General features: G+C 43.8%; 24 protein-coding genes and 1 pseudogene. 1 reads left to right on the top strand and 24 read right to left on the bottom strand.

The genetic code is table 11. The features are described 5' to 3' along the window. Window positions 1-171: 171 nt before the first annotated feature. The 18 genes and pseudogenes from ACFORK_RS10305 to ACFORK_RS10220 form a co-directional block, all read right to left on the bottom strand. Complete coding sequence (locus ACFORK_RS10305; protein ID WP_379198318.1) at window positions 172-1,344, bottom strand: alpha-helical endospore appendage domain-containing protein; 1,173 nt, start codon at window positions 1,342-1,344, stop codon at window positions 172-174. A 369-nt stretch (window positions 1,345-1,713) separates the two neighbouring features. Next, window positions 1,714-2,121: an alpha-helical endospore appendage domain-containing protein gene (locus ACFORK_RS10300; protein ID WP_379198316.1), complete on the bottom strand. Its 408-nt coding sequence runs from the start codon at window positions 2,119-2,121 to the stop codon at window positions 1,714-1,716. A gap of 39 nt (window positions 2,122-2,160) precedes the next feature. Further along, a complete protein-coding gene (locus tag ACFORK_RS10295) occupies window positions 2,161-3,009 on the bottom strand; it encodes a hypothetical protein (RefSeq protein WP_379198314.1) in 849 nt (282 codons plus the stop codon). After that, window positions 3,000-3,401, bottom strand: coding sequence for an alpha-helical endospore appendage domain-containing protein (locus ACFORK_RS10290; protein ID WP_379198312.1), 402 nt, complete (start codon window positions 3,399-3,401; stop codon window positions 3,000-3,002). Before ACFORK_RS10290 ends, ACFORK_RS10295 begins: the two co-directional genes overlap by 10 nt. An 18-nt stretch (window positions 3,402-3,419) precedes the next feature. Beyond that, window positions 3,420-3,734, bottom strand: coding sequence for an alpha-helical endospore appendage domain-containing protein (locus ACFORK_RS10285; RefSeq protein WP_379198310.1), 315 nt, complete (start codon window positions 3,732-3,734; stop codon window positions 3,420-3,422). 226 nt (window positions 3,735-3,960) lie between these two features. Then, the gene (locus ACFORK_RS10280) at window positions 3,961-4,278 is read right to left on the bottom strand and encodes an alpha-helical endospore appendage domain-containing protein (protein WP_379198308.1); all 318 of its coding nucleotides are present in this window, start codon (window positions 4,276-4,278) and stop codon (window positions 3,961-3,963) included. Between the two features lie 152 nt (window positions 4,279-4,430). After that, a complete protein-coding gene (locus tag ACFORK_RS10275) occupies window positions 4,431-4,745 on the bottom strand; it encodes an alpha-helical endospore appendage domain-containing protein (protein ID WP_379198306.1) in 315 nt (104 codons plus the stop codon). Window positions 4,746-4,984: 239 nt separating this feature from the next. Continuing rightward, entirely contained in the window at window positions 4,985-5,290 is a 306-nt protein-coding gene (locus ACFORK_RS10270) for an alpha-helical endospore appendage domain-containing protein (protein ID WP_379198304.1), read from the bottom strand. Window positions 5,291-5,507: 217 nt separating this feature from the next. Continuing rightward, entirely contained in the window at window positions 5,508-6,644 is a 1,137-nt protein-coding gene (locus ACFORK_RS10265; RefSeq protein WP_379198302.1) for a hypothetical protein, read from the bottom strand. Window positions 6,645-6,839: 195 nt separating this feature from the next. After that, window positions 6,840-7,331 (bottom strand): DinB family protein, encoded by a 492-nt coding sequence (locus tag ACFORK_RS10260; RefSeq protein WP_379198300.1) that lies wholly within the window; start codon window positions 7,329-7,331, stop codon window positions 6,840-6,842. Between the two features lie 36 nt (window positions 7,332-7,367). Beyond that, window positions 7,368-7,922: a dihydrofolate reductase family protein gene (locus tag ACFORK_RS10255; protein ID WP_379198298.1), complete on the bottom strand. Its 555-nt coding sequence runs from the start codon at window positions 7,920-7,922 to the stop codon at window positions 7,368-7,370. A gap of 228 nt (window positions 7,923-8,150) precedes the next feature. Then, entirely contained in the window at window positions 8,151-9,872 is a 1,722-nt protein-coding gene (gene poxB, locus ACFORK_RS10250) for a ubiquinone-dependent pyruvate dehydrogenase (protein WP_379198296.1), read from the bottom strand. Window positions 9,873-10,129: 257 nt separating this feature from the next. Next, complete coding sequence (locus tag ACFORK_RS10245; protein WP_379198294.1) at window positions 10,130-10,924, bottom strand: hypothetical protein; 795 nt, start codon at window positions 10,922-10,924, stop codon at window positions 10,130-10,132. Between the two features lie 306 nt (window positions 10,925-11,230). Further along, window positions 11,231-12,367: a S1C family serine protease gene (locus ACFORK_RS10240; RefSeq protein WP_379198292.1), complete on the bottom strand. Its 1,137-nt coding sequence runs from the start codon at window positions 12,365-12,367 to the stop codon at window positions 11,231-11,233. A gap of 14 nt (window positions 12,368-12,381) precedes the next feature. Next, a complete protein-coding gene (locus tag ACFORK_RS10235; RefSeq protein ID WP_379198290.1) occupies window positions 12,382-13,092 on the bottom strand; it encodes an FxLYD domain-containing protein in 711 nt (236 codons plus the stop codon). A gap of 82 nt (window positions 13,093-13,174) precedes the next feature. Continuing rightward, window positions 13,175-13,552, bottom strand: a complete 378-nt coding sequence (locus ACFORK_RS10230; RefSeq protein WP_379198616.1) for a hypothetical protein — start codon at window positions 13,550-13,552, stop codon at window positions 13,175-13,177. Window positions 13,553-13,570: 18 nt separating this feature from the next. Continuing rightward, a pseudogene (locus tag ACFORK_RS10225) lies at window positions 13,571-13,636 on the bottom strand (zinc-ribbon domain-containing protein); the annotation flags it as partial. A gap of 256 nt (window positions 13,637-13,892) precedes the next feature. After that, window positions 13,893-14,213 (bottom strand): winged helix-turn-helix transcriptional regulator, encoded by a 321-nt coding sequence (locus ACFORK_RS10220; RefSeq protein ID WP_379198604.1) that lies wholly within the window; start codon window positions 14,211-14,213, stop codon window positions 13,893-13,895. 211 nt (window positions 14,214-14,424) lie between these two features. On the opposite strand from ACFORK_RS10220, the gene ACFORK_RS10215 reads away from it, so the two are divergent. Next, window positions 14,425-14,985 carry an NAD(P)H oxidoreductase gene (locus tag ACFORK_RS10215; protein ID WP_379198288.1) on the top strand — a complete coding sequence of 187 codons (561 nt, stop codon included), beginning with the start codon at window positions 14,425-14,427 and terminating at the stop codon, window positions 14,983-14,985. Between the two features lie 129 nt (window positions 14,986-15,114). Here ACFORK_RS10215 and ACFORK_RS10210 read toward each other — a convergent pair whose 3' ends face one another. The 6 genes from ACFORK_RS10210 to ACFORK_RS10185 form a co-directional block, all read right to left on the bottom strand. After that, a complete protein-coding gene (locus ACFORK_RS10210; RefSeq protein ID WP_379198286.1) occupies window positions 15,115-15,996 on the bottom strand; it encodes a hypothetical protein in 882 nt (293 codons plus the stop codon). A gap of 396 nt (window positions 15,997-16,392) precedes the next feature. Beyond that, window positions 16,393-17,067, bottom strand: coding sequence for a YcnI family copper-binding membrane protein (locus ACFORK_RS10205; RefSeq protein WP_379198284.1), 675 nt, complete (start codon window positions 17,065-17,067; stop codon window positions 16,393-16,395). Window positions 17,068-17,139: 72 nt separating this feature from the next. After that, window positions 17,140-18,801 (bottom strand): copper resistance CopC/CopD family protein, encoded by a 1,662-nt coding sequence (locus ACFORK_RS10200; protein WP_379198282.1) that lies wholly within the window; start codon window positions 18,799-18,801, stop codon window positions 17,140-17,142. Between the two features lie 46 nt (window positions 18,802-18,847). Continuing rightward, window positions 18,848-20,569, bottom strand: a complete 1,722-nt coding sequence (locus ACFORK_RS10195; protein ID WP_379198280.1) for a multicopper oxidase family protein — start codon at window positions 20,567-20,569, stop codon at window positions 18,848-18,850. Window positions 20,570-20,746: 177 nt separating this feature from the next. Then, a complete protein-coding gene (locus tag ACFORK_RS10190; RefSeq protein WP_379198278.1) occupies window positions 20,747-22,234 on the bottom strand; it encodes a sensor histidine kinase in 1,488 nt (495 codons plus the stop codon). Beyond that, a complete protein-coding gene (locus ACFORK_RS10185) occupies window positions 22,227-22,901 on the bottom strand; it encodes a response regulator transcription factor (protein ID WP_379198276.1) in 675 nt (224 codons plus the stop codon). The genes ACFORK_RS10190 and ACFORK_RS10185 overlap by 8 nt, the downstream gene beginning before the upstream one ends. Window positions 22,902-23,228 lie beyond the last annotated feature (327 nt).

The following is a 23,228-nucleotide window of genomic DNA, read 5'->3' as shown; positions in this document are numbered from 1 at the left end:
CCTCTTCCACACTCGTTGACAAGTTCGAATAAGCAAACACAAAGGCTCTCAGTAAAGCTCTATTGAGAGAGACATACAAAGTGGTAAACCGTGAATTTTCGAGCCGTGTCCACATAGCCAACCGATTGGACAACGAGTGCGACTTCTTCAGGCGTCAGTATGGATTGAAGATTACCCTATCTGTACAAATGTTAGTGAAGACGCATTAGAACCACTTATACCATTTGGTGCAAATGATAGGGTTACTGTCGGTAAGTTACTAGAGATTAAACCAATTGAAACATGGTCTCCTGCTGCTAGACTAAGAATATTAGTTAGATTAAGTTGCGTTGTTCCGTTTATGTTTCCTGCATTACCAAAAGAATTTAAAAACGGTACTGCTATCCCTCCCCCATTGACCTGTATTCCAAAAGTTCCAGAATTTTCTGCAGCGAGATTGACCATTGCTGATACTTCATAAATACCAGCTACATTTACGGTAACGGAACCATCTAGATTTAATGTAAATGCTCCAGGAGTGTTTATAGGTGCTGCACTTGCACCAGTCACAGGAATAATAGTTCCAGAAGTCATGACACCGGAAGGGATAAACGGTCCGATGGTAGTGACATTTGTAAATGAACCGTGGACACCAGAAAAAGTTCCAGTTGGACCTGTAACGCCTGTCAAGCCTGTAGCCCCAGTAGCCCCAGTAGCACCACTAGCTCCGGTAGCTCCCGTTGGTCCTGTTGGTCCGGTGGCCCCAGTAGCTCCTGTAGTCCCAGTATCTCCGGTAGCTCCAGTAGCTCCAGTAGCTCCAGTAGCTCCCGTTGGTCCCGTTGGTCCTGTTGGTCCTGTTGGTCCGGTGGCCCCAGTAACTCCAGAAGCCCCAGTAGCCCCAGTAGCCCCAGTAGCCCCAGTAGCTCCTGTAGCTCCTGTAGCTCCAGTTACACCCGTAGCGCCTGTTGTGCCCGTAGCGCCTGTTGTGCCCGTAGCGCCCGTTAGCCCTGTAGGACCAACGGGTCCGCCTGCTGGCCCTGTTGGGCCTGTTGCCCCTGTCGGGCCGAGAAGCGATGGTGCTGCAAGAACGCTATCCAATTTGGTAGCCAGCAGTAGCTCTTTCTTGATAAGCTCCGTCATTGTACTTTTTACGCTACTATTAATCGCAAGCAAATCGTCGATGGTTGCCGGAACGCTGAGACCCGGCAAAGTACCTATCGCATATTGGATTTTCTCAGCCTCGGCATTAATAACGTGACCCAGACCCAGTTCTTCGATCGCAATTGACGCCAACAACAGATTCAACGCATCTTGTCTTGTTACGGTAATACTTGGCGTAATATTCGGAATATTCGCTTGTGACACCAACGTCACCCTCCCTTATTACCTTCATTCTTCTCAGTTATACTATGCTGTTCAAGAATTTAGGTGACAAAATACTCGGCAAAAGGCAAAAAGCCCCTCCCACAGGAGAAGCTCAATTATAGAGCAGTATATACATGATCTGCATCGTGTATGTATGGCACGCTACTGAACTTCCGTCGTTCGATCACCCTGATCTCATCCCCTAGTCGAGCCACAGCACAAAGTCCTACGAAGCCGCATTGAAAGCCAATAAATAGATAAGCTCGCTCTTATCTGCTCCACTAATTGACCTCTGCCGAATACAGCTAATAAGCGCGATTCTATGGCAGGATGATAAAATGCAGAACATTTGTCATTCCCTTTTTAAGACTACCAACCGTCGTTAAGGTCCCAATAATCCCACTCCATGTAGTCCCCTTTATGTTTTTCATTCACATTATCGCGTTTGCGGTTCTGTGCCTCGTAAAGTCCCGAAGCAACATTCTTATCCCCCTGATCCAATTGTAGAGCAGTATCAAGTTTTTTGAGCAGCAGCCATTCGGCCATCATGAACGAGTCCATAAACTGGATAACTGAATGGTTGAACTGGATAATTTCTCCTGCCGTTGATCCGCCCTCACCAAGTTTATCTTCACAGAAAGCGCGGATATGCCCGGCTTCCGTCTCCAAGAGACTGGAAAGTGCATTTTCTTCAGATGCAATGGATTCGATCAGATGAGTTATGGCTTCGTTCATTGGAGGAACAGGTGTGGCTGATTCGTTTTCTTTGATCATCATCTTGATCTTCCTCCATCTCCTATTCTTCCTTACCTTCCGTTAGAAAGATTTTAGATAACGAATGTAACGAGTCTGGCCGATGCTAATACTGATTTCACCAAAAATTTCCGGAGGATGCATAGCTGGAGAACGCTTTCCACGATTAGAGGGAGAAGCTGTGTTCCTGCTCTTCTCTTTCACTCCAATGCGCAGATTATTGAACACTTTAGCTTGGGTATTCTTCAGATCATCCTCTTCTTGAGGCGCTTGAGGGTCCGGAGAGTTTTTGTCCGCTATCTGTTGATTATCCCCAGGCTCCTCATGAATAGACCGGATCTGTGTTTCGATATGCGCTTCTGTCTGAGGCTCTATTTGATCTTTTGCTTGAATTGCCGTCTGCTCTTCAATGAGAGCTTCTACTTGCGCTTGTGGCTGTTCATGCACGTCTGGTTGAGGAGCGTAGCATGTGGACAAATAGTCAAGGTTCTCGAACACACGCTCCATACAATACGAGTTCTGTAACGGCTTTTGCTGCAGCTTTTCCATAAAGGTGTAAAGCTCAGGCAAGTGGGTATGCTCAAGGGCAGAGCCGCTAAGCTGATCATCCCTGTAATCGCTCAATCCAGCGGTTGCATCCATATAATCCATGGCAATCTGCTTTCGCTTCGCTTGAATATGAAGCTGAACGAGTGTGTGAAACATGTTCATCATCTGAAATTCAAGCTGCCTATATTCTTTATCTGTGCCTGCTCTTGTTCTATCTATGATTCCAGTGCAAATGTGAACGACGGAGGCTGTCATTTGCTTAAGAGAATTATGATCGTTCAGCCCGGGTTTATTCTTCACAGTCTCCACCCTTTTCTTACCCGATTTGTTGTCCTTCTGCTCCACCTTGCATGCTACTTCCAATCATCATCGAAAATACACCCGTCTTCCCAATATATATCTTGCATATCCTCTAAATTTCTCAGTTCTTTACGGCTTTTTTCCTGAGAATAACCTTTCCATTTTTCCTGATCCAGTTGAAGCACAGTCTCCAGCTTTTTGAGCAGCATCCATTCAGACATCACAACAGAGTCCATGAACTGGGTAATCGATTTGTTGAATTGAATGGTATCTGCTGCTGTAGAACTGCTCTTCTGGTCCTGATTTTGCTTGGAGAAGACACGGATCTGCTCCGCTTTCGTCTCCAGCAGTCTTGATAGGGCTTTTTCTTCGGATGCAATGGATTCAATCAGATGAGATACAGCTTCGTCCTTTGCAGGAACAGAGCGGATTGACGTGATTCCTTTGATCTCCATGCTTCTCCTCCTTCACCCCTATTCTTCCATGCACTCCTTCACACACACAACCTGTTCTTCCAGCCTCACCACATCTTCCAGCTTGAAATGCAGCAGTATCTGATTCTTGATTACCGTCCTTAATGTCCGTTCGGCACTGTCATTAATCTGAAGTGCATCTTGCAGGCTGAAACAGTGCTCTTGAATCACTTTCTGCAGCTTCTCTGCTTCTGCATTGACAATGTGTGACAGACTGATCTCCTCCAGAGCAATGGACGTAAGGAGAAGATTGATAACCTCGGGCCTATTTAAAATAATCTCAGGCTTAATATCCGGAATATTCGGCATACTCATCTTGTTCATCCCTTTCTGCTACTATCACTCCCGTCATGATGCCGGATGCACGAAACGGCTGCATCTGCATATGATGGTTACTAAGCCGGGCGGGTATTATACAATCATATCTATGTACGAGTCGTTCCATCCATGAGCTTTTCCGAAAAAAATCATAAAAAAAAAGCGTGGCGGGTCTGATTCTCATCAGCACTCATCACGCTCTTCCAATCCACTTTTCTGACTTTTAAGGTGTTGTCGTAGTTACTGGCACAAGCGGCACGACGCCTTCCAGTTTCTGCAGCAGTAGAATTTCCTTACGCACAACTTCTTGTAGTGTTTTACGCACACTATCATCAATGGTCAACAGATTAGATAACGTAGCTGGCGGGGTAAGACCAGGCCCCAATGTTCCCAGTACGAATTGGATCTTCTCTGCCTCAGCATTAATGATGTGGGCGAGGGCCAGCTCTTCAAGTGCTATGGAGCCTAACAGTAAGGCTACCGTCTGGTTAATTGTGAGACTAATCGTAGGTGTAATGTTCGGGATGTTCGCTTGTGACAAACTAATCACCTCATTCATTTTTTTGGTGAAACTTCATTACTAACGACAGGAAGATAATACTGTAGTGAGCAGTATTGCTCTTCCTCTTCGTTCTGTTAATTTTTATATGCTGCATGGCTTGATCAACTGAACTGAAAATTCAAAAAACTTTATTATTCTTCGATGAATTCCTCTATAAACACACGCTGTTCCTCCAACCTCACTACATCTTCCAGCTTGAAATGCAGCAGCATCTGATTCTTGATTACCGTCCTTAATGTCCGCTCGGCACTGTCATTGATTGCAAGCGCATCTTGCAGACTGAAGCAATGCTCCTGGATCACCTTCTGCAGCTTCTCTGCTTCCGCATTCACAATATGTGACAGGCTGATCTCCTCCAGAGCGATAGAAGTGAGGAGAAGATTAACAACCTCCGGTCTCTTCAGAACGATCTCCGGCTTGATATCCGGAACATTCGGCATACTCATCTTGTTCATTCCTCTCTATTCGATATAGTCCTTAACAGTATTCTTACCGTGCGTATAGCTTCTTGCGAGGTTTTACCCCTTTCTGTTGACTTGAAGAGTAGAACCTGTTTTCCTAATGTACAATGATGTATATGTACAGGGTATTTTATCCATGAGCTTTTCCAAAAATGAAGTCATAAAAAACGTGGTAGGGACTAGTCCGCATCAGTATCCCTACCACGTTCATTCATAATTTATTTTTAAACTACAGGCACAAGCGGTAAAACCCCTTCCAACTTCTGCTGTAGCAGAACTTCTTTTCGGACCACTTCCTGTAGCGTCTTGCGAACACTATTATCAATTGCCAACAAATCAGCTAAGGTAGCATGTGAGGTGACACCAGGCTTTAGTGTTCCCAGTACGAATTGGATCTTCTCTGCCTCAGCATTTATGATATGGGCGAGGGCCAGCTCTTCAAGTGCTATGGAGCCTAACAGTAAGGCTACCGTCTGGTCAATTGTGAGACTAATCGTAGGTGTAATGTTCGGGATGTTCGCTTGTGACAAACCAATCACCTCTTCTAAATTTTATCGATCTAAGAAATTAACGTACAGTTGACACGGTAGTTCCTCTTACTCATCTCCCCTCCTTATACGTGAGTCATTCATTATATATACTGCATAGCTTGTGTTTCTGAACTAAAACTTGATCCGTTGTAATAAAAAAGCCGATCCCTCCAATCAGGAGAGAGCGGCTTCTTCTACAATAAAAGTGTTTAGCCCTTCAGGCCATGAGCTCAGGGTCGATACAGTTGATGCCGATCTTGGTGAGTTTTTGCACCACCTGGTCATCAGACGGCGCATTTTCAATAATGATGTTCACTACTTCATCAACATCATCGACAAAGCGAACATAGCGGTTGTATTCCCTCATTGTCATGTTCTTCGTACCAACGAAGAGTTGCTGAAGTAAATCCGTTACTGGCATGTGGACCTTGCCATCTGGGGCTTCTGGCAGTGTCCAAAATTTGCTGTCAAGGAACACCATTGAGGTAATCGGAGCGTTATTTTTCTTGTCGCGGTAATAGATTTGTTCCGCCCGCTGAAACACTTCCTGGATTGTGCCTCCCCGCCCTTCAGAAAAAACGATACCGCATGAAGCCAGCGTCAGGAGGACATCCTCCCTTATGCTATTAAGAAAATATTTCGCAACATGGGTCGTAAGCGGCGTAAAAGGTTCATGACCGAAATGCCAAGTCGGCACTGCCAAACTGTAATTGATTGGTGTGAGTTGACCCTCCAGCTCTTTAGCAATTTTCCAAGCGGGAAGCATCCATGCGTGAAGTTCACGTGCAATATCTTCATCGATTGCCCACGTCGTCCCTTCTTTTTCTTTAACGAGGACATTCTCCATGTTCTGCGGCAATTCGGTAAATGATCCATCTGCCAATCTATCAATGGCGGAAGTAAGCGAGTCTGCGGAACGTCCCGCGTAAAGTGCACCAAGATGGGCTGCCTCCATACAGCCCGGGCCGCCGCCGCTGGCGACGATAAAGCCGGATTCAGAAAGCAACTGAGCAATTCGCGCAATCTCGCGATATGTCTTGCTGCCACGTGGCTCCCGGGTCCCTCCCATGATTCCGACAGGACGCCGCCCTGTCTGCACCTCCGCTGCCAGGAATGCATTCATTCCCCGCACAACTGAAGCGTCATGTAACGCTTCCATCATCGCAGCGTAAGGGTCCAAGATGGTAGTACGTCCTTGTTGCTGAAAATATACATAGTTCTGAAAATCGGGCGTAGCCGTTACACTCAGCGCATTGTCCGGGTCAAAGTGTTTAAGCAATTCCAATGGTTGATAAACTTTATCGTGAATGGGGTTGAATGGAGGGTGAGTGATCATTTCAATCGGTTTTTTCATAGTTGGCTCCTAAGTTCCTCCTAAGTACTTTCCTTTTCCTCCTAGTTATGATGTGTTGTTCGGCAAAAGATTATTACAGATGCGAAAAGCCACCCAGGTTAATGGATGGCTTTATGTACTGCCTATGAACTGTCTTCGGATAGTGACCGAACCCCTCCGCATTCTGACAAACAATTTATCAGAAAGCGCTGATCATTAAGATTTACGCCATACCCCTAGCTGCTTCCGAATCAGAACGATCTGTCCTGCGTGATACACATCGTGCATGATCCAATTGAGCAATTCTTGCCCGAGCGTAATTTCGGTTTTGGCATATGGTGCATCCAGCTGCTCTTCCGTCAAACGGTCAAGCGCATCACGCAGCTCCGAGGCCACGCGCTTCGCTCGATTCACCAACGCTTTCCATTCCGCCTCATCTTCTGGATCTATACTGCCTTGGAACGTCTTCTCATTGGAGATAGCCGGCGGTCCGAGCTGGGCTCCATTCAGCCGAAGCAGCCTGCGTTCATTATGAAAATTCATATGTAAGAGCGTCTCCCAGATCGAGTTACCTCCCCCTTGTGGTGTCCATGCGGCTGCCGCCGCTGGTATGCCCTCCAACACGGTAGACACCGGAACGATCCATTCTTCCTTCTCCCAAATATGATCCCATTGCCAGACCAGACCCTCTACCCGGCTGTGCCCCATACACCATCATCCCCCATGCAAAAAAAGGTAACATTCTTATTTCCCATCAAAGTGATAAATTAATTGTACAACACCTGAAGAAAATGGTCTTGTATTAACCAATTTCAAATTCAACCTTTGTTTGATATCCACAAATAGTGGTTTACCTTCCCCTAATACAACAGGGTGAGCAGATAATCTAAATTCATCAACAAGTCCTAAATGGATAAAAGTTGTGATCAGACTTGCTCCGCCATATAACCAGATGTCTTTACCAGGCTTATTCTTCAATGTTTCTACTTCCTCAACAATACTATCATTTATGAATATTGCTTTATCATCTGTCCCCGTTTGCGTCCTGGAAAACACGTACTTCTCTTTACTATGAACCAATTCCCAGAATTCTTTTTCTGAATTCGTATGTTCTATTTCCGGGGTAAATTGTCCCCATAAATCATAACTTTTTCTTCCATACAAAATGGTATCCACTTGATTTAAAAAATGAGTAAAATCCATCTCAGCGTCCATAATACACCAATCAATTTCACCATTTTTCCCTTCAATAAAACTATCTAAAGTCACGGCTAAATCTAAAATGATTCTTCTTCCCATACATTCGTAACTCCTCCCGTTAATCTACCCCTCCATTGTAGACCTTAATTACGTCACCCTATGTCATAAATGAATAAAAGTGACGAAATCATTAGTGCTATAACTCCAATTTTTATTCAAATAAAAAGCCGTTGAACTTTTATAAGATCAACGGCTTAAAAATTCATTTTTTACATACGACGGATTTTTGTGAACTGTATATTCTCATCGTCTGGGTTGCACTATTTATTACCGGAGGAGATTGGTTTTCGCCAGTTCGATGATTTCGTTGCCTTGCCCGTTCAAAACGGCTTTCAGCATCCACATCGTAAATCCGCGTGCCTGCTCGAAGTTGATCTTCGGCGGCATAGCCAGCTCCTGACGATTGACGACGACGTCCAGCACTACCGGACCGCTGTGTTCGAACGCTCGGCGAACGGCGCTTTCCAAGTCATTCGGATCCTCGACCCGGATTCCTTCGATTCCCATAGCTTTAGCCAGCACCGCAAAGTTTGGATTGTCGAGTTCCGTTCCGAATTCTAAAAAGCCCGCTGCTTTCATTTCCAACTCGACGAATCCAAGTGCACCATTATTAAAGACAACGATCTTGATCGGGAGCTTATGCTGACGAAGGGTCAATAGATCTCCGAGCAGCATGGTGAGTCCCCCGTCCCCTGACAGCGATACGACCTGGCGTCCCGGCTGTGCAACCTGTGCCCCAATCGCCTGAGGCATGGCGTTCGCCATTGTCCCGTGGCTAAACGAGCCCAAAAGCCTTCTTTTTCCATTCATGCTCAAGTATCGGGCAGCCCACACTGTCGGCGTCCCAACATCGCAAGTCAAAACGGCATCCTCATCTGCGAGATCGCTGATTACCTTCATGAGGTATTGCGGATGAATAGGCGCTCGGCCGGGATTTGCAAGATTGTCCAGTTCCTCGCGGACTTTGGCATAATGTGCGACAAAGTGCTGCAGATGATTAGAGGAGTGCGGTTCCTTTAACAGGGGTAACAGCGTTTCGACCGTCGTCTTCACGTCTCCACACACCCCGTATGCGAGCGGCGTTCGCCGGCCTAGTCGGGAGGAATCCAAGTCAACCTGAAGAATGGTCGCTTCTTGCGGATAAAATTGCCGGTATGGAAAATCGGTACCCAGCATGAGTAAAACATCGCATTCCATCATGGCGTGGTAGCCGGAAGAATATCCAATGAGGCCGGTTAATCCGACGGAATACGGGTTGTCGTATTCCAGATATTCTTTTCCTCGCAGTGCTATGACCATTGGGGATTGCAGCTTCTCGCACAGCTTCATGAGTGAAGCATGAGCTCCCGCGCAGCCGGCACCGCATAGCAAGGTAATCCTCTTGCCTTTATTTAAATAATCAGCAAGCGTCTTCAATTCGTCTGTAGAAGGGCTGACAATCGGCCGGGTGGAATGGATGACGCGTTCCGGAACCGAACTTTCGTCGTATTCGAATGCGGCTACATCACCAGGGAGAACTAAAACAGATACTCCCGACCTTGCCGTCGCGGTTTGCATCGCCATCGTCACCGCTCGAGGGATTTGCTTCGGCCCGGTTACGACCTCACAAAAGAAGCTGCATTCTTGAAACAACATGTCCGGACGGGTCTCTTGAAAAAATCCGCTACCGATTTCACTGCTCGGAATATGAGCGGCAATCGCAAGTACTGGCACCCGGTTTCTATGGCAATCGTACAATCCGTTAATGAGATGCAAATTACCTGGTCCGCTGCTACCCGCACATACGGCGATGGCTCCGCTGAGGGTAGCATCCGCGCCAGCCGCGAACGCTGCAACCTCTTCGTGGCGGACGTGGATCCATTCTATTTTTCCGGAACGACGAATCGCATCGAGCAATGCATTGAGTGAATCGCCGATAATGCCGTAAATCCGCTTCACGCCGGCGTTCAGAAGGGATTCCACAATGGAATCCGCGATCGTTCTTCTCAAGGGAATCTCTCCTTTCTGTTTTTATTATATTGCCATAATACGAGCAGCCTATTCTTGATTTCACAACGATTGTACCTATTGCCGATGTACGATACATAAATCGATGAACCCAGCAGTAGAGGTCAGCTTTTTCAGGTATGGGAACATACGTTCTTTAAATCGAAGTCGTTGGTTAAGCGAATAACAAAACAAGGTCCTGCCCTTAGCAAAGGACAAGACCTTGTAGCACTACTATGAAAAATTAATTACTCTCTGTACTAATCTCTCTTGTGGTTAAATTTGCCGTGTCCGTCTTTATCCGTATGTGTGCGGTTCACGATCTCTGTAACTTTTGTAGTTATATTAGCTTTTTCTTTATCATACTGGGCTTGTGTAATCTTGCCGTCAGCTAAGCGTTTATCCAGGGCCATCGTAAATTGCTTGCTGAGGAGGTCGACAACTGCTTGCACCGATACACCCTTCTCTCCGGCAATAGCTGCGAGCGATTTACCCTCGTGCAAAGCTGTCTTCAAGTCTGTTTCTGACAGTCCTAGAAGTGTCGCGATTGCCGCCTGATCCAGTTTTCCGTGATTCTTATGATCACCTTTGGCTGTAAACGTGCGATTTACAAGCTCCGATGCTTTTGTGGAGACTTCAGATTTTTTCGTATCATACTGGGCTTGTGTAATCTTCCCGTCAGCCAACTGCTTGTCCAGTGCCGTTGTCAGCTCTTTTGTCACAAGATCAACAACGGATTGCACCGCTACTCCTTTCTCTCCAGCAATCACCGCCAGTGACTTCCCGTCACGCTCTGCTGTCTTCAGATCCGATTCAGTTGCTCCAAGAAGTGTAGCGATCGCTGCTTGATCCAGTCTTCCCTGATTACCACGGAAGCCACGCCATTCGAAGCCTTTTCCTTTTACATTTCCGGATTCCGAACCTTGTGCAGCTACCTTTTGGGTCTTAGTGGGTTGGGCGACTGTGGCTGCTTGAACATTTCCGGATAGAAATGTGGCTCCACCTAACGTTACTGACAGAGCCAATGCGCTTGCTACAATAAATCTCTTCTTCATGCTAAGTTCCTCCCGTGGTGTTGTTTTTTTGGATTACACAGGTATCATAAGATTCTTGGCTTAATTCTCCATGAGTGCCAACTGAATGTTTGCTGAAAATTTTGACTTCAATGCAGAGGAGACGCTACGGGTTTACGAGACTCAATAATACCCCACCATATACATAAAAAGCCCCATCCTTAAAGGATGGGGCTACGCCTCATACGATAGCTTCGATTATTGGGTGGTCTTACCTCAACCTTCATGTCCAAATTGCTAAAGTAAGAGTTTAATGAAGATTGTTCATAAAAGTATGAGTTAAACTTACTAAAATTTCTTACCCTTACCGTGAAGAATCTTCATCTCTCCGTTTTCATAACCCACCGTGTAACTCACCCGGTAATTTTGATAGACGGTACCGCTCTTCCGCCGCTCTTCGGCAGTAATGTCAACCTTGACCAAAGTACTGTCCGCTTGCTTTTCAAGGGAGGGGCGTCCGAGTGTAATGTAACCGGTATTCAGGTATCCCTGCCGGAACTTATCGTAGCTTGTTCCACCCTGCCATTCACTACCCAAAAGAGAATAGGCTGTAACATAATCACCATTGTTCAGACATTGATAGAAAAATGAGACAATATCCCGCTCGTCCACTATGGCCCCATCGTTATCCGTACCATAATCATCCGTACCAGCCACATCTGGAAGTTTGCTCATTGGGGTCTTAGACCACTCTCTGGCCTGCTGTAGAATGCTGGAGATCGGTATACTGAATCCGAATCCTGATTCCTCGGTGACGGAAGCCGAATTAATGCCCAGCACCTCTCCCGTTTCAGCGCTAACCAGTGGTCCTCCGCTATTCCCGTGAGTAATGGGTGCAGAGATTTGATACAAATTGCTGTATGTATAAGGATCAATATCAAAACTGCGACCAAGTCCGCTAATAATACCCGTTGTCACCGTGTTCTCCAGTCCCAGCGGGCTGCCAAGTGCAAGAATTTCGTCCCCTACTGCTGCCCTGTAACCCTCTGCCAAAGGGAGCGGATTGAGCTTCTTAAGCTCCTGTACACGAACCACAGCAATATCCGTGTCCGTGCCGATTCCAATGACGTTCCCTTTATATTCTTCATGATTCAGTGTTCGAATCGTCACTTGGGACGAACCAGCTACGACGTGGGCATTCGTCAACAGGTCGCCTTGATCGTTATATAGAAAACCTGACCCGAGTCCGGTCCCACTTTCGATAGTGACCACCAGCTTCTGACTGTCATCAATGATGGCTTTCCGAGTCTTTGCCGGTTGTGTTTTGGTAGTCTCTGTTGTCGTCTTCACTGGGGCTTGTACTGCAAGTAGCGGTTGCCCAGTCAATTGGTTCTCGGCCATCCGGTGAATCATGTAGGCGCCCCCGCCTCCCAAACCAACAAGAAGCAGACATGTCAATGTGCTTATCCAAATTCCTTTACTCATGTTCTTCGATACTCCTATTCTAGATACCAAGATGCATTGGCAGCCGAGACCTGTACCTGTTGATACACCCCATAGTATGAGGTTGAAAACAATCCTGATTCTCCAGGATTCAGCTTATACGGTGAAACGTCAGCATATGTACTTCCAATATAGCTTCCCGAATCGCTGCTATAAATCTCCAGATTGAGGCTAATGGAATAGATTGGGCGAGTGGCGGTGTTCGTGACCGTCCCAGTGATTGAGAGATCACCGTAATCATCAAGAATCACTCGGAGATCTGACACATTGACTGCTGCCGTACGGTTCTTCAAATCTTCTTCCGCTGCTTTCTGCTCGGCAAGTTGTATTCGCTTCGCCTGAGCCTTCTCGAATTCCCGTTTTGCTTCAGTAATTTGCTTTCGATATGCCGTCAGCTTCTCATTATCCGAATTATAAAACAATCCATTATCCACTTCTGCCAGCGCTCCGGCAAAGTCTTTCTTTCGCAGCTTGGCCTCAGCGGATGAATAACTAATCCCGGTAATTTTGTTTATAATCTGTGCTTTGACTGCTGCAGCTTCCTGGCCATTAAGACTGCGAATACTATCCAACTTGTCCGCCAATGCACTAATTGTACTCAGTTTATCCAATTCGCCCTTGATGCGAAGCACTTTCAGCATCGTTTGCTGTTCTGCAAGTCCCTTCTGAAGGGGAGCGAATAGCGGTTCTTCCCGCTTGCCGATCATGTTTGCAATATCTTGCAGCGATTTCTCGCCTTCATTTAGTTTCTGTGATTTTAACTGATTAGGGACAATATCCAACCGAGTCTTAATTTGAGCAGCCTTGACCGGCCAGTTCCCGGTCCCGAGTCAGGGCTGCGTAGCTGGGTCTTTTTTCAATAGCCTGCTCCAGCAGTTGAACCGCATCCGAATAACGTCCAGCCAAAGCCTCCTTCTTCGCGTTCTGCTGTAGAGCCATTACCTCCTGATTCACGGACAATTCATGATTGTAGTAAAGCATAAGTCCTGTACCAATGACCCCTGCGAGCAATAACGGAATGACCCACTGGAATACCTGACTGCTGCCTTTTCTAGGAGTGGATGTTGACGTCCCTTGCAACGCAATCTCTTCTTGCTTTCCTGCTGAAGTGTTCGGCTGCCGAAGCACCTCTGTATCTGCCGCCATTTCCAAAACAGCCAATCTCATTTCTTCCGTTAATAATCTGGCCCCGCAATTTTCACATATTTTCTGATCCGAGGCATTCTTGGCCCCACACTGATGACAAAACACCTTGCTCCCCCCGCAGTTCTTTTTCTTACTATACACAAATCTATTTAATAGCTGACTCTTACTCGAAGGATATAGGTTAATAGACCTATGTCACTATTTGTTACTATACCATATTGTGGATGAATAAGAGGATATTTTGATTGATGTGAAAAAAATTAAAGAAAACCCAAAACAAGCTGGTACCAATGAGTATTGGCGCCAGCTTGAGTCTTGAGACTTATTTATCTGTCCATTCTTGAAGGTGTTTGGTCGTCTGTCACTTCTCCAAGAAAACTGAACGGTCACCATAAGTTTTCTCCATGTGGCTCTCACCCCATGAGCAAAAGCTCTCCAGCACTGTTTTTAGACTAAAACCATATTCGCTTATTTCATATTCCACTTTGGGAGGAATCTCATAGTGTACGATCCGATGGATAATGCCATCCTTTTCGAGCTCACGAAGCTGCTGTGTTAGCATTTTAGGGGTGATGGCGGGAATTAATCTTCTCAGTTCATTGGTTCGCTTCTTGCCGGTGTCCAAATGATATAAGATGCTGCTTTTCCACTTCCCCCCGACGATCTCCAGTGCGACATCCATACCATTATTATACTTCTTCAAGTAACCAACACTCCTATCTCACTAACAGTATAAAAAATATACTAATAGACTTCGAAGTACCTACTGCACTTAAAAGTGCATACTTCACGTTAAGTTGTATTTCATCCATAATAGCATCTGTAACCGGTTATGGACTACTGATTTACCTAGAAGCAGCCGGAAATATGACACAAAGGAAGGTCGTTAACTCATGAAAGCCCTAGTTACTGTCACTCACCCTCGTCAAGATTCTCTCACACATCAGGTCATGCAGCGTTTTGTAGAAGGCTTGAAGAAAAATAACCATGAGGTAGATCTGCTCGATTTACATCATGATGGATTTAACCCTGTGTATACATTGGAAGACGAACGAGACTGGTATAATCCGAACAAAGCTCACACTCCCGAGGTCCGCAAGGAAATGGACCGAATTTTGGCTGCAGACACTCTTATCTTCGTATTTCCATTATGGCAGTATAGTGTACCTTCGATGCTTAAGGGGTACTTGGATAAAGTATGGAACCTCGGCTTGTTCGGGAAAGTTGAAGAAAAGAAAGTGCTGTGGATCTGCCTGACTGGCGGAGATCAGGAGCACATGGCCAAATATAAGCGTGAAGAAACGCTGACACACTATCTCAATGTTATTCTCGCTGGCTATGCCAGAATGAAGGAATCCCGGGTCGAGCTGTTGACTGATACGCTTTCGGAATCTACACAGCATATTGAGGGCCTACTGGAACGTGCATATCAACTCGGATACGAGTACGAATAATGTAACGGCAGGGATCTTTAGCGCTGCGATTTTCCAGAAGTCAGTATAACGTAAAAAGGATAGCTGGCTTCACAACGAGCCGGCTATCCTTTAAGTTAATCGGGCATGTTATTTTATTAACCTCACTAATTAACCCTGGTATATATCATATTCATCTACATAATCATATTCGTACAGGATCTTAGGGTCCATCTCTACTAATCGCTTCATAACAACCGGATCGTCCTTGAATATATCTCTAAGTCCCGCTGCCGACCAACCTAAATCTTTCCATAACTTGGCGGAAGCCGGATCGTCGAGATTATAAATCAAGTATTTAGCCCATATTTTTTCTCTGTATTCATGTTGATCGAGATTAATGAGGACAATAGAATTACGATACACATTCTTGGCGTTACTCCCCCCTACTTCAAGATAAGGTTGTACGATTACGCGCAGCAGTTCCGGATTCCGGTCTCCGGCTTCAAATGCAAACACGATCATTTGGGTTCGAATATCTTGATTCTTTTCTGTAGGGATAAACTTAACAAATATATTTACAGCTGAATCTCCGTATTTATCGACAAAAAGATTGTAAATGATCCATCGAACCCCGAAGTTTTTATTCTCAGCCAATTCTTTCTCCAGGACTGCTTGTTGCTTGGGCGTAGTGACAGCCAGCAGGATCTTGTACGCAGAAACACTCTTGGCTATTTGACTATTAGGATGAGGCTCGAGCTCATTTAGAAATAACACATAATCCTTCATTAAGTAACGTGAGAAGAAATCAACGACCATCTTTTGAGACGTTTGGGACTCTCCTGCTACTTCTGCAAGGGCATGCAAGAGTTGTTTGCGGTCCAGTGACATTAAAGCGTTTAGATTCTTAGCTTCATTTTTAGATAAAGCTTTGTACTCTTTTTTGTAAAGAGCAGGAAGATTTGTTTTTACACTTTGGATAAAAGCTTTGGTAACAACAACATCCTCTGCAGAAGCATAGGAAGTTTGGGTAAGACCTGGAATAACTAGCATGGACACAACCAAAAACATACAAAGTGCCCTTTTAAAAAGTATATTCATTTGGGGTAAAGCTCTCCTTTCAGGAAGATATAGATATAAATATTACATCATCCATATTAATCCTTCAAGAGAATAATATACCACCAAAAACGACAGCCCTGAGGCTGCCGTCTCTTTCTGATATTTCACTCTGTTTTTCCACTTTCATGGTGAGATAAGAGCAATGGTCCATTGCTGGCATCTACTAAAGATGAATAATAATTTCTAACATGAAATCCGCTGATCTGCACGATCGATTCCCAGCATCCAATTAATTACATTAGGAGACAGATCTAAAAGACGCAATTTTGTTTTTATTATACTCTTGTTGACGTGTTTTCAGCATCCTTCATTATTGGCGCCGCCGCTTCAACCTTTTCGTGGTTTGCAGACAAAGGAAATAACAATAGCAATGACTCCGAGTATAAATGCTGCTATAGCGATTCCACGGTCAAAAATAGTCATTCCACGATTAAAACCGTTAGCTGCCGATTGCTGTTGGTTTCCACTGATAATTGTCTGACCTGTAGCAGCACCTGACTGTGCTACAGTGCTACCCCCGTGACCTTGATCCGTACCGGTCGCTGGCGTAACAACCGTTATAGAAGCAGGGTATTGACCGTCAGAAGCTTCAACCCAGTCTACCTTACTACCATCCGCATAGGTTTGATACGCTTTCCAGTTCAGTTCTTTTACATCAACACCGACTTTCCCCTGAAAACGGAACTCCGTAAATTCAGTTACTTTCAGTCCTTCACCTTCAGCTTTCCATACAATTCCAATAATTTTATCGCCTGTACCTTTATTTAGAGAATATGTCCAGCCGTATTTCGGTTCAATTCGAAGCACCTCGACACCGTCTGGAACTTTAATTTCAATTTGCTTGGTCGTTGTCCCGCTCGTCTCACTGGGTACACGAACTGTAAATACCTCATATGATCCTTGGCTCACCTCAATTGGTTTAACTGTCACATGGGCGCTAGCAATTCCTGCGAACAGGAACAAAAACATATAGGTAAATCCTGCAATCAACCATTTTTTCATAAAAATCAACATCCTATCCATATAGTTTTAATAAGCAAACTCTAATTTCCTGACTCATCCTCTTTTTACAGCTCAGTAATTCCGGAAGGCTTCTTCGTGTACCATTTCGTTATCTTCTTGAGTCAGAATTCGAATTTCAGCCTTCCACTTACCCGGAAATGGAATGAATTGACCTGTTGCCTGATAAGTTGATTTAATAAAATCTGGAATGTTATCATTGTCTTTGTCCTCAGATTTGTTTAAGGGAATTTCAATCGCCCCCAGTTTCGGCTTGTCTAGTGAGTGGAGCAACAGTTTGACCCGCTTTGGTTCTCCGGTTTTCTCCAGTAGCCAGACTTTGACGATAAATTGGTTTTCTCCCGGAACGTTCGGAGTAATACGTAAGGTAATTTGCTTGTCCGCCTCAATCACATGCTTGGAGTATGGTGTATTGGCAGGAAGCGGGCTAATGTAAGTGAATATACCCACTACAATTAAAATTGCCGCCATAAGGCTTCCATCAAGTTTAAGTAGATTTCCCGACAGAAGATCGCCGCGACGCACTCTAAGCCTGAGTAGAGCTCCGATCACAATAACCATCAGTACAAGCGAAGTCTTAATAAGAAGTAAAACACCCCAGGATGTATAGAATAAATACGACAAACTTGGGAGAAACAACAGAACACTCAAAGTGCCAGTCAGCGTCAACAAGATGATACTGATCCATGCGGCTTGTGAGAACGCTACGGCAAAGCGGCCGGCTTCTTTACGATCCTTCAACCATAACAACAGTAGAAACGATAGTCCTCCTGCCCATATCGCTGCTCCCCCGAGATGCACAACGTCCAACAACAGCGAGTACCATTTCGGCTCATAAACGGCAGCATGCCCGTTCAAGCCTTCCAATATCAGAAGCGCGGTTGCCCAGATCATTTTGACGGCAGTTCCAGATTTTAATACAAGGATACCAACAAAAACAAGGACAATTAATATCAGCCAGGAGATACCAATCTCGGTCGTTGTGAATAGCTTGCTCCACTCCGTGCTCGGCTGGTCCTGCATCAAATCGCGAGCATGAATAAATACGTAGAAGATACTAGCAATCACAAATACCCTAACCACCCATAAACCCCATTTATAGAGAAGTCTCTCCTGAGCTTCTGTGTTGTTCCGCAATAATCCGTACCAAAACATCAATCCGGTACTCATCATTAAAAACGCGTAGTATAGCCCCCTGCTCGTATATAAAAGTAGTTTGTTGGCGCTGATCTCAGTTGATGTACCATTACTGGAATGATCTATTTGCTCGTGCTGATCAAAAACAGATGCATCTTTAGCATTAGGTGGATTTCCTACCACAAAGATATAGGACCCAGATACTGGATGTCCGTCCGCTGATACAACCGAATAGGATACGGTGTAGATCCCCTCGTCAAGCTTGGGTAAGGCAAGTGAAATGATACGGCGGTCCACCGAAGTGGAACTCTTCTCTTCAGTGACGGATTTGGACAAGGAATCTAATACCTGGACCCCGCCCATACCCATTTCAATCTGCTCATTAAAGTGTATTTCAACCCTTGGGGGGCTTTCGTTCATTTGTGTATTCGGTTCCGGTACCTTCAATTCGGCGATGGCATGCGCATGTGCCTGAGTCGGAATGGATACCCATGATGCCAGCATAAGCAAAAGTAGCAACAGCGGGGCAATTCCTTTCCAAACGCCAATACGATATCGTGTGATTGGATTTCTCTTCATAACGTGACCAACACCTTTTTTTGATGAAAATTGATTGTTTTGCACCTTAATCAGGGTGATTACCAGATGTTCCTCCAACTACAAACGGAGTGGATATGCCTTCGTAATTAACCATCATATTCATCCCCATTGCCGCGTGTTTTAAATTATGACAATGGATCATCCAAATGCCGGGATTATCTGCCACGAATGCAACCTCATATGTTTCATGCGGTAACACATTCAGTGTATCTAAATAGACCGGACTTCCTTCTGCTGCCTTTCCATTGCGCGTAAGGACTTGGAGAGTGTGACCATGAATGTGCATAGGATGAATAACATTACTATCATTTACAAACTTTATCTTTACGGTGTCGCCTTCTTTAATTACAAGCGGCTGAATATTTGGTGCGGCTTGACCGTTGATTAGAAATGCCCAATCCATGCCTGGTACTTTACCTGAACTCAATTCCATGTCAACTGTTTGAGTGAAGGTAGAATCGGAATTAAATACTCCCTTTTGTGGGGTACCGTATGTCATAAAATCAAACAGTTTATAATTGTTTGGATTATCTGAAGTGGCTGTACCCGTCGAGTTCCGGTTCCCAATACTAACGGATACCTTCTTGTTTGGTTGACTGGCATCCGGTCCAGCGTTTACTAGTTGAACATTCCCGCTATCGGGTACTCTAAAGCTAATATCAACACGGTTACCTCCGCCAATTGGCAGTAACGTTTGATTAGTTGTTTGGCCACCAACAAGATCCCTTCCATCAAGAGACACAACTTGGAATGGAATACCTAGTAAGGTTAATAAATGAGTTGTATTACCTGTGTTGACCAAGCGGAGACGAACAAGATCACCTGGTTTTGCATCGAAATGTTTACTATCAATAGTCCCATTGGTCGTTAACATGTTGTATTTCACATCTGTCATGGCTTCCACTAGTTCATTATTTAGATTACCGCTGTTGAAACTGCCTTTATCATTGAATTTGTCTTTATTTTTCTTTTTGGAGAGTCCGTTGATATTCCATTCATGGAGAACCACGGTATAATCTTTATCGTATTTGATGGTTTCTTCTTTGGGTTCTACGACAACAGCTCCAAAAAGTCCTAATCCCGTTTGTACTTCACTTTGTTGATGAGAATGATACCAATACGTTCCAGGCTGGTCTGCTATAAAATTATAAGTGTAGGTTTCCCCAGGTTTAATAGCGTCCTGTGTAACACCAGCAACTCCATCCACTGCCCCTGGTATATTCAGACCATGCCAATGGATGGTCACACCCTCAGGCAGCTTGTTTGTCAAATTCACTACCACCCTATCCCCCTCTTTGACCCGAATCTCTGGACCTGGTGCACTTCCGCCGTATGTCCATGCTTCGACCATAGCTCCGCCACCTAAATTTAAATTGGCTACTTGAGCGGTAATATTGAAGGTTTTAACTGGAGCGTTCAAATTTTGTGCCACTAACTTTGTTACGGGTGTTGCATTGGGATCTGTAGATCCCATATTCATTCCATTACTTTTATCCATAGACATATAGTTCGAATTTCCATTCATTGAAGGACTGGTATTTGTACCCATATTCATTGAAGAATGATCTTCGTTGGAACTGATATTCGAAGAATCATTATTGTTTGAATTGCTACTCATTGAGGAATGATCATTAAATGATCGGATATTCATTAGATAATGACCATCAGTTTTATAATAGATGAAACCCCCAACTAGAATAATAATTAACAAAATGAGTAAGAAATCAGAACTTTTATTTTTTTTCATTGTTTTCTCTCCAATCTTTCAAGTTTAGTAAACTGAGAATTAGTGCTTCGATCTGAGGTAATAATATAGTAAAAGAATGAAAAGTTAATGAAAAATGCATATTCCGAATTTTGTATATACGCAAAAAAAAGCATAACCCTATTCGTAAATGAATAGGGTTATGCTTTTTGCATGTTGTTATTTTCGGCTGATCTGTGGGATTTTTACCGTAAAAACGCTCCCCTCCCCTAAATGACTTGATAATTGTATGGTACCCTTGTGTTCTTCTACAATCCACTTTGCGATAGCTAAACCAATTCCAGTTCCTTCAATTTTTTTTGTACGATTTTTATCAACTCGATAGAAACGATCAAATATCTTTTTCTGATCTGCCGGTTGTATTCCAATGCCAGTATCTTGCACTTGAATAAGTAAGCTTTCATCATCATCATTAACAACCATTGAAAGAAAGAGATTGACCGTTCCATGCTGAGGCGTGTATTTGATGGCATTATCAAGTAAAATATACAGCAGCTGCTTTAGTCTTTCTTTATCTCCAGAGACCAAAAGATCGGCAGGAGTATGCAGATTCAGCTTAATATGTCGTGAGACAGCCAAAGGCTGAATCGAACGGTCAAGCTGTTCTACAATGGGTATAAAATCAAATGTCTCAAAAGAAATATTAGTTAACCCTGCATCGGATCTAGCTAAAGACAATAAATCATTAACAAGAGTTGCCATCCTTTTCACTTCATCTTTCATATCCATTAGAACATTCCGGGAAAATTCCGAAATATTTTCGCCTTCCTCAAGTTCAAGAACATCTATAGATGAATTAAGTATGCTAAGTGGAGTTCGGAGCTCATGTGAAGCATCTGCAACAAAATGCCGTTGCTGAGTATATGATTTAATAATAGGGACCATGGCCCGTTTGGACATAGAAGAACCTACTAAGAAAGAGATAATAAAGAATAAAATGGCTAGTCCGATAAAAATCGTAAGCATCCAGTTTATTATAGTCCAATAATAAGTAGTATCTTGTCCAAGGTACATCTTCCCAATTCGCTGGTCCCCATCATAAATGATCCGCGCCATTATGGCCATGTGAATTTTTTTACCAGAAGAAACGGTTAAGGTAGTATCCTTATCCCAATTATTTTGAAGATCCTTTTCCCATCCCCGATTATCGAGATTACCATCCTTAGAATCTTTTTGCCTCCAAAACTCATTCCCATTTTCTGAATAAGTTAGGTTTTCAGTTTTACTATTTACGTCTGTATATTTGACACTCCAATCCTTGAGCATTTGTAATAGGGATTGACGTAAGTCTGGTATAGTCTCATTTGCAGCGATAAGTTCACCCTGCTGATTGTAAACATAATAAAAGAAGTAATTATTATTAAGAGTTATTTTCTTTATGCCATCGACATTCGAATCATTCCCGTTCATATCACTTTTTAAAAGATTTTGGCTTTCAAGTAATTTTTGATCTGCCAGAGTATTAACCTCTTTTTTCTGCTGATAAGAGACCATCCAAAAAAGTGAAGAATAAACAATAATAATGAATACTAGAAGAAAGAGCACAAGCATCCCGCTATACATAATGGTTAATCGATTACGCATTTTCACAAACATATCTTCGCTTTGCCGACGCTTGTGCATTCGCTCAAACACGAACTTAATCAAATCTGAAACCCACCCCGCGTATATTTTGAATCAGTGTATTTTCACCTACAGTATCAATTTTTTTCCTTAATAATTTAATTGTGGCATCAATTGGATTGCTTGTGACTTCAGTATCATATCCCCAAATTCTATCCAGTATGACTTCGCGGGTTAAGACTTTCCCTTTATTTTGCATTAGTAAATCTAATAATTGAAACTCCCGTTGTGTTAGTTGAATTTCTTCTTGTCCTTTTCTATGCACTGTACGGCTTGTACGATTGATAGTAATGTTATCAATATGGATAATCTCTTCCAGCAGGGGAGCGAAATTCCGGCGTGAAAGAGCACGTAATCGGGCATTGAGCTCATCAAACTCAAAGGGTTTTATCAAATAATCATCAGCCCCTGCATCTAATCCCTCCACTCGATCTAGCACAGAATCCTTTGCTGTCAAAAGCAGAATGGCTCCATTATATCCTTCTTTCCGTAAACGCCGGCATACTTGTACGCCATCTTCTACTGGCATCATCCAATCCAGAATTAGAATATCATAGTGAGTAGCAAGCGCATAATTATAAGCGTCCTCGCCATTTGTAACCCAATCCACTTTATATTTCCCTTTATTTTTTAACAAATGAGTAAAAAGACGCCCAAAGCGTGGATCATCCTCGGCCAATAAGATATTCATCGAGCACTCTCCCTTTTCCAAAGTATAGAAAACCCCTTGTATGTATCGTTAGCATAATTAGCATCGTTTAATTTGTAATATCAGTAAAAGGTGAGCAATATGTGTTTCAGTTTATCTTTTCATATCGTCTAATTCAAGTCATTGAGATTAGAACTGATACTATGATTGCAATAAAGTTTGAATATTATACAAGTCCTAAATCCTTATCCTCCAAGGGCATCGAGCACTTTCATACTAATCGCTATAGTAATCATCATTGGTTACTTCCTGGGTTAGATTCACAAAAAATAGCTATTTGATTCATAAAATTATCCTCATTCTGAAGAT

The organism is Paenibacillus sp. GCM10012306, assembly GCF_042649265.1.
Classification (GTDB): Bacteria; Bacillota; Bacilli; order Paenibacillales; family Paenibacillaceae; genus Paenibacillus_AQ.
The sequence above is the reverse complement of the archived record's forward strand: the minus strand, read 5'-3'. Positions and strand labels throughout refer to the sequence as shown.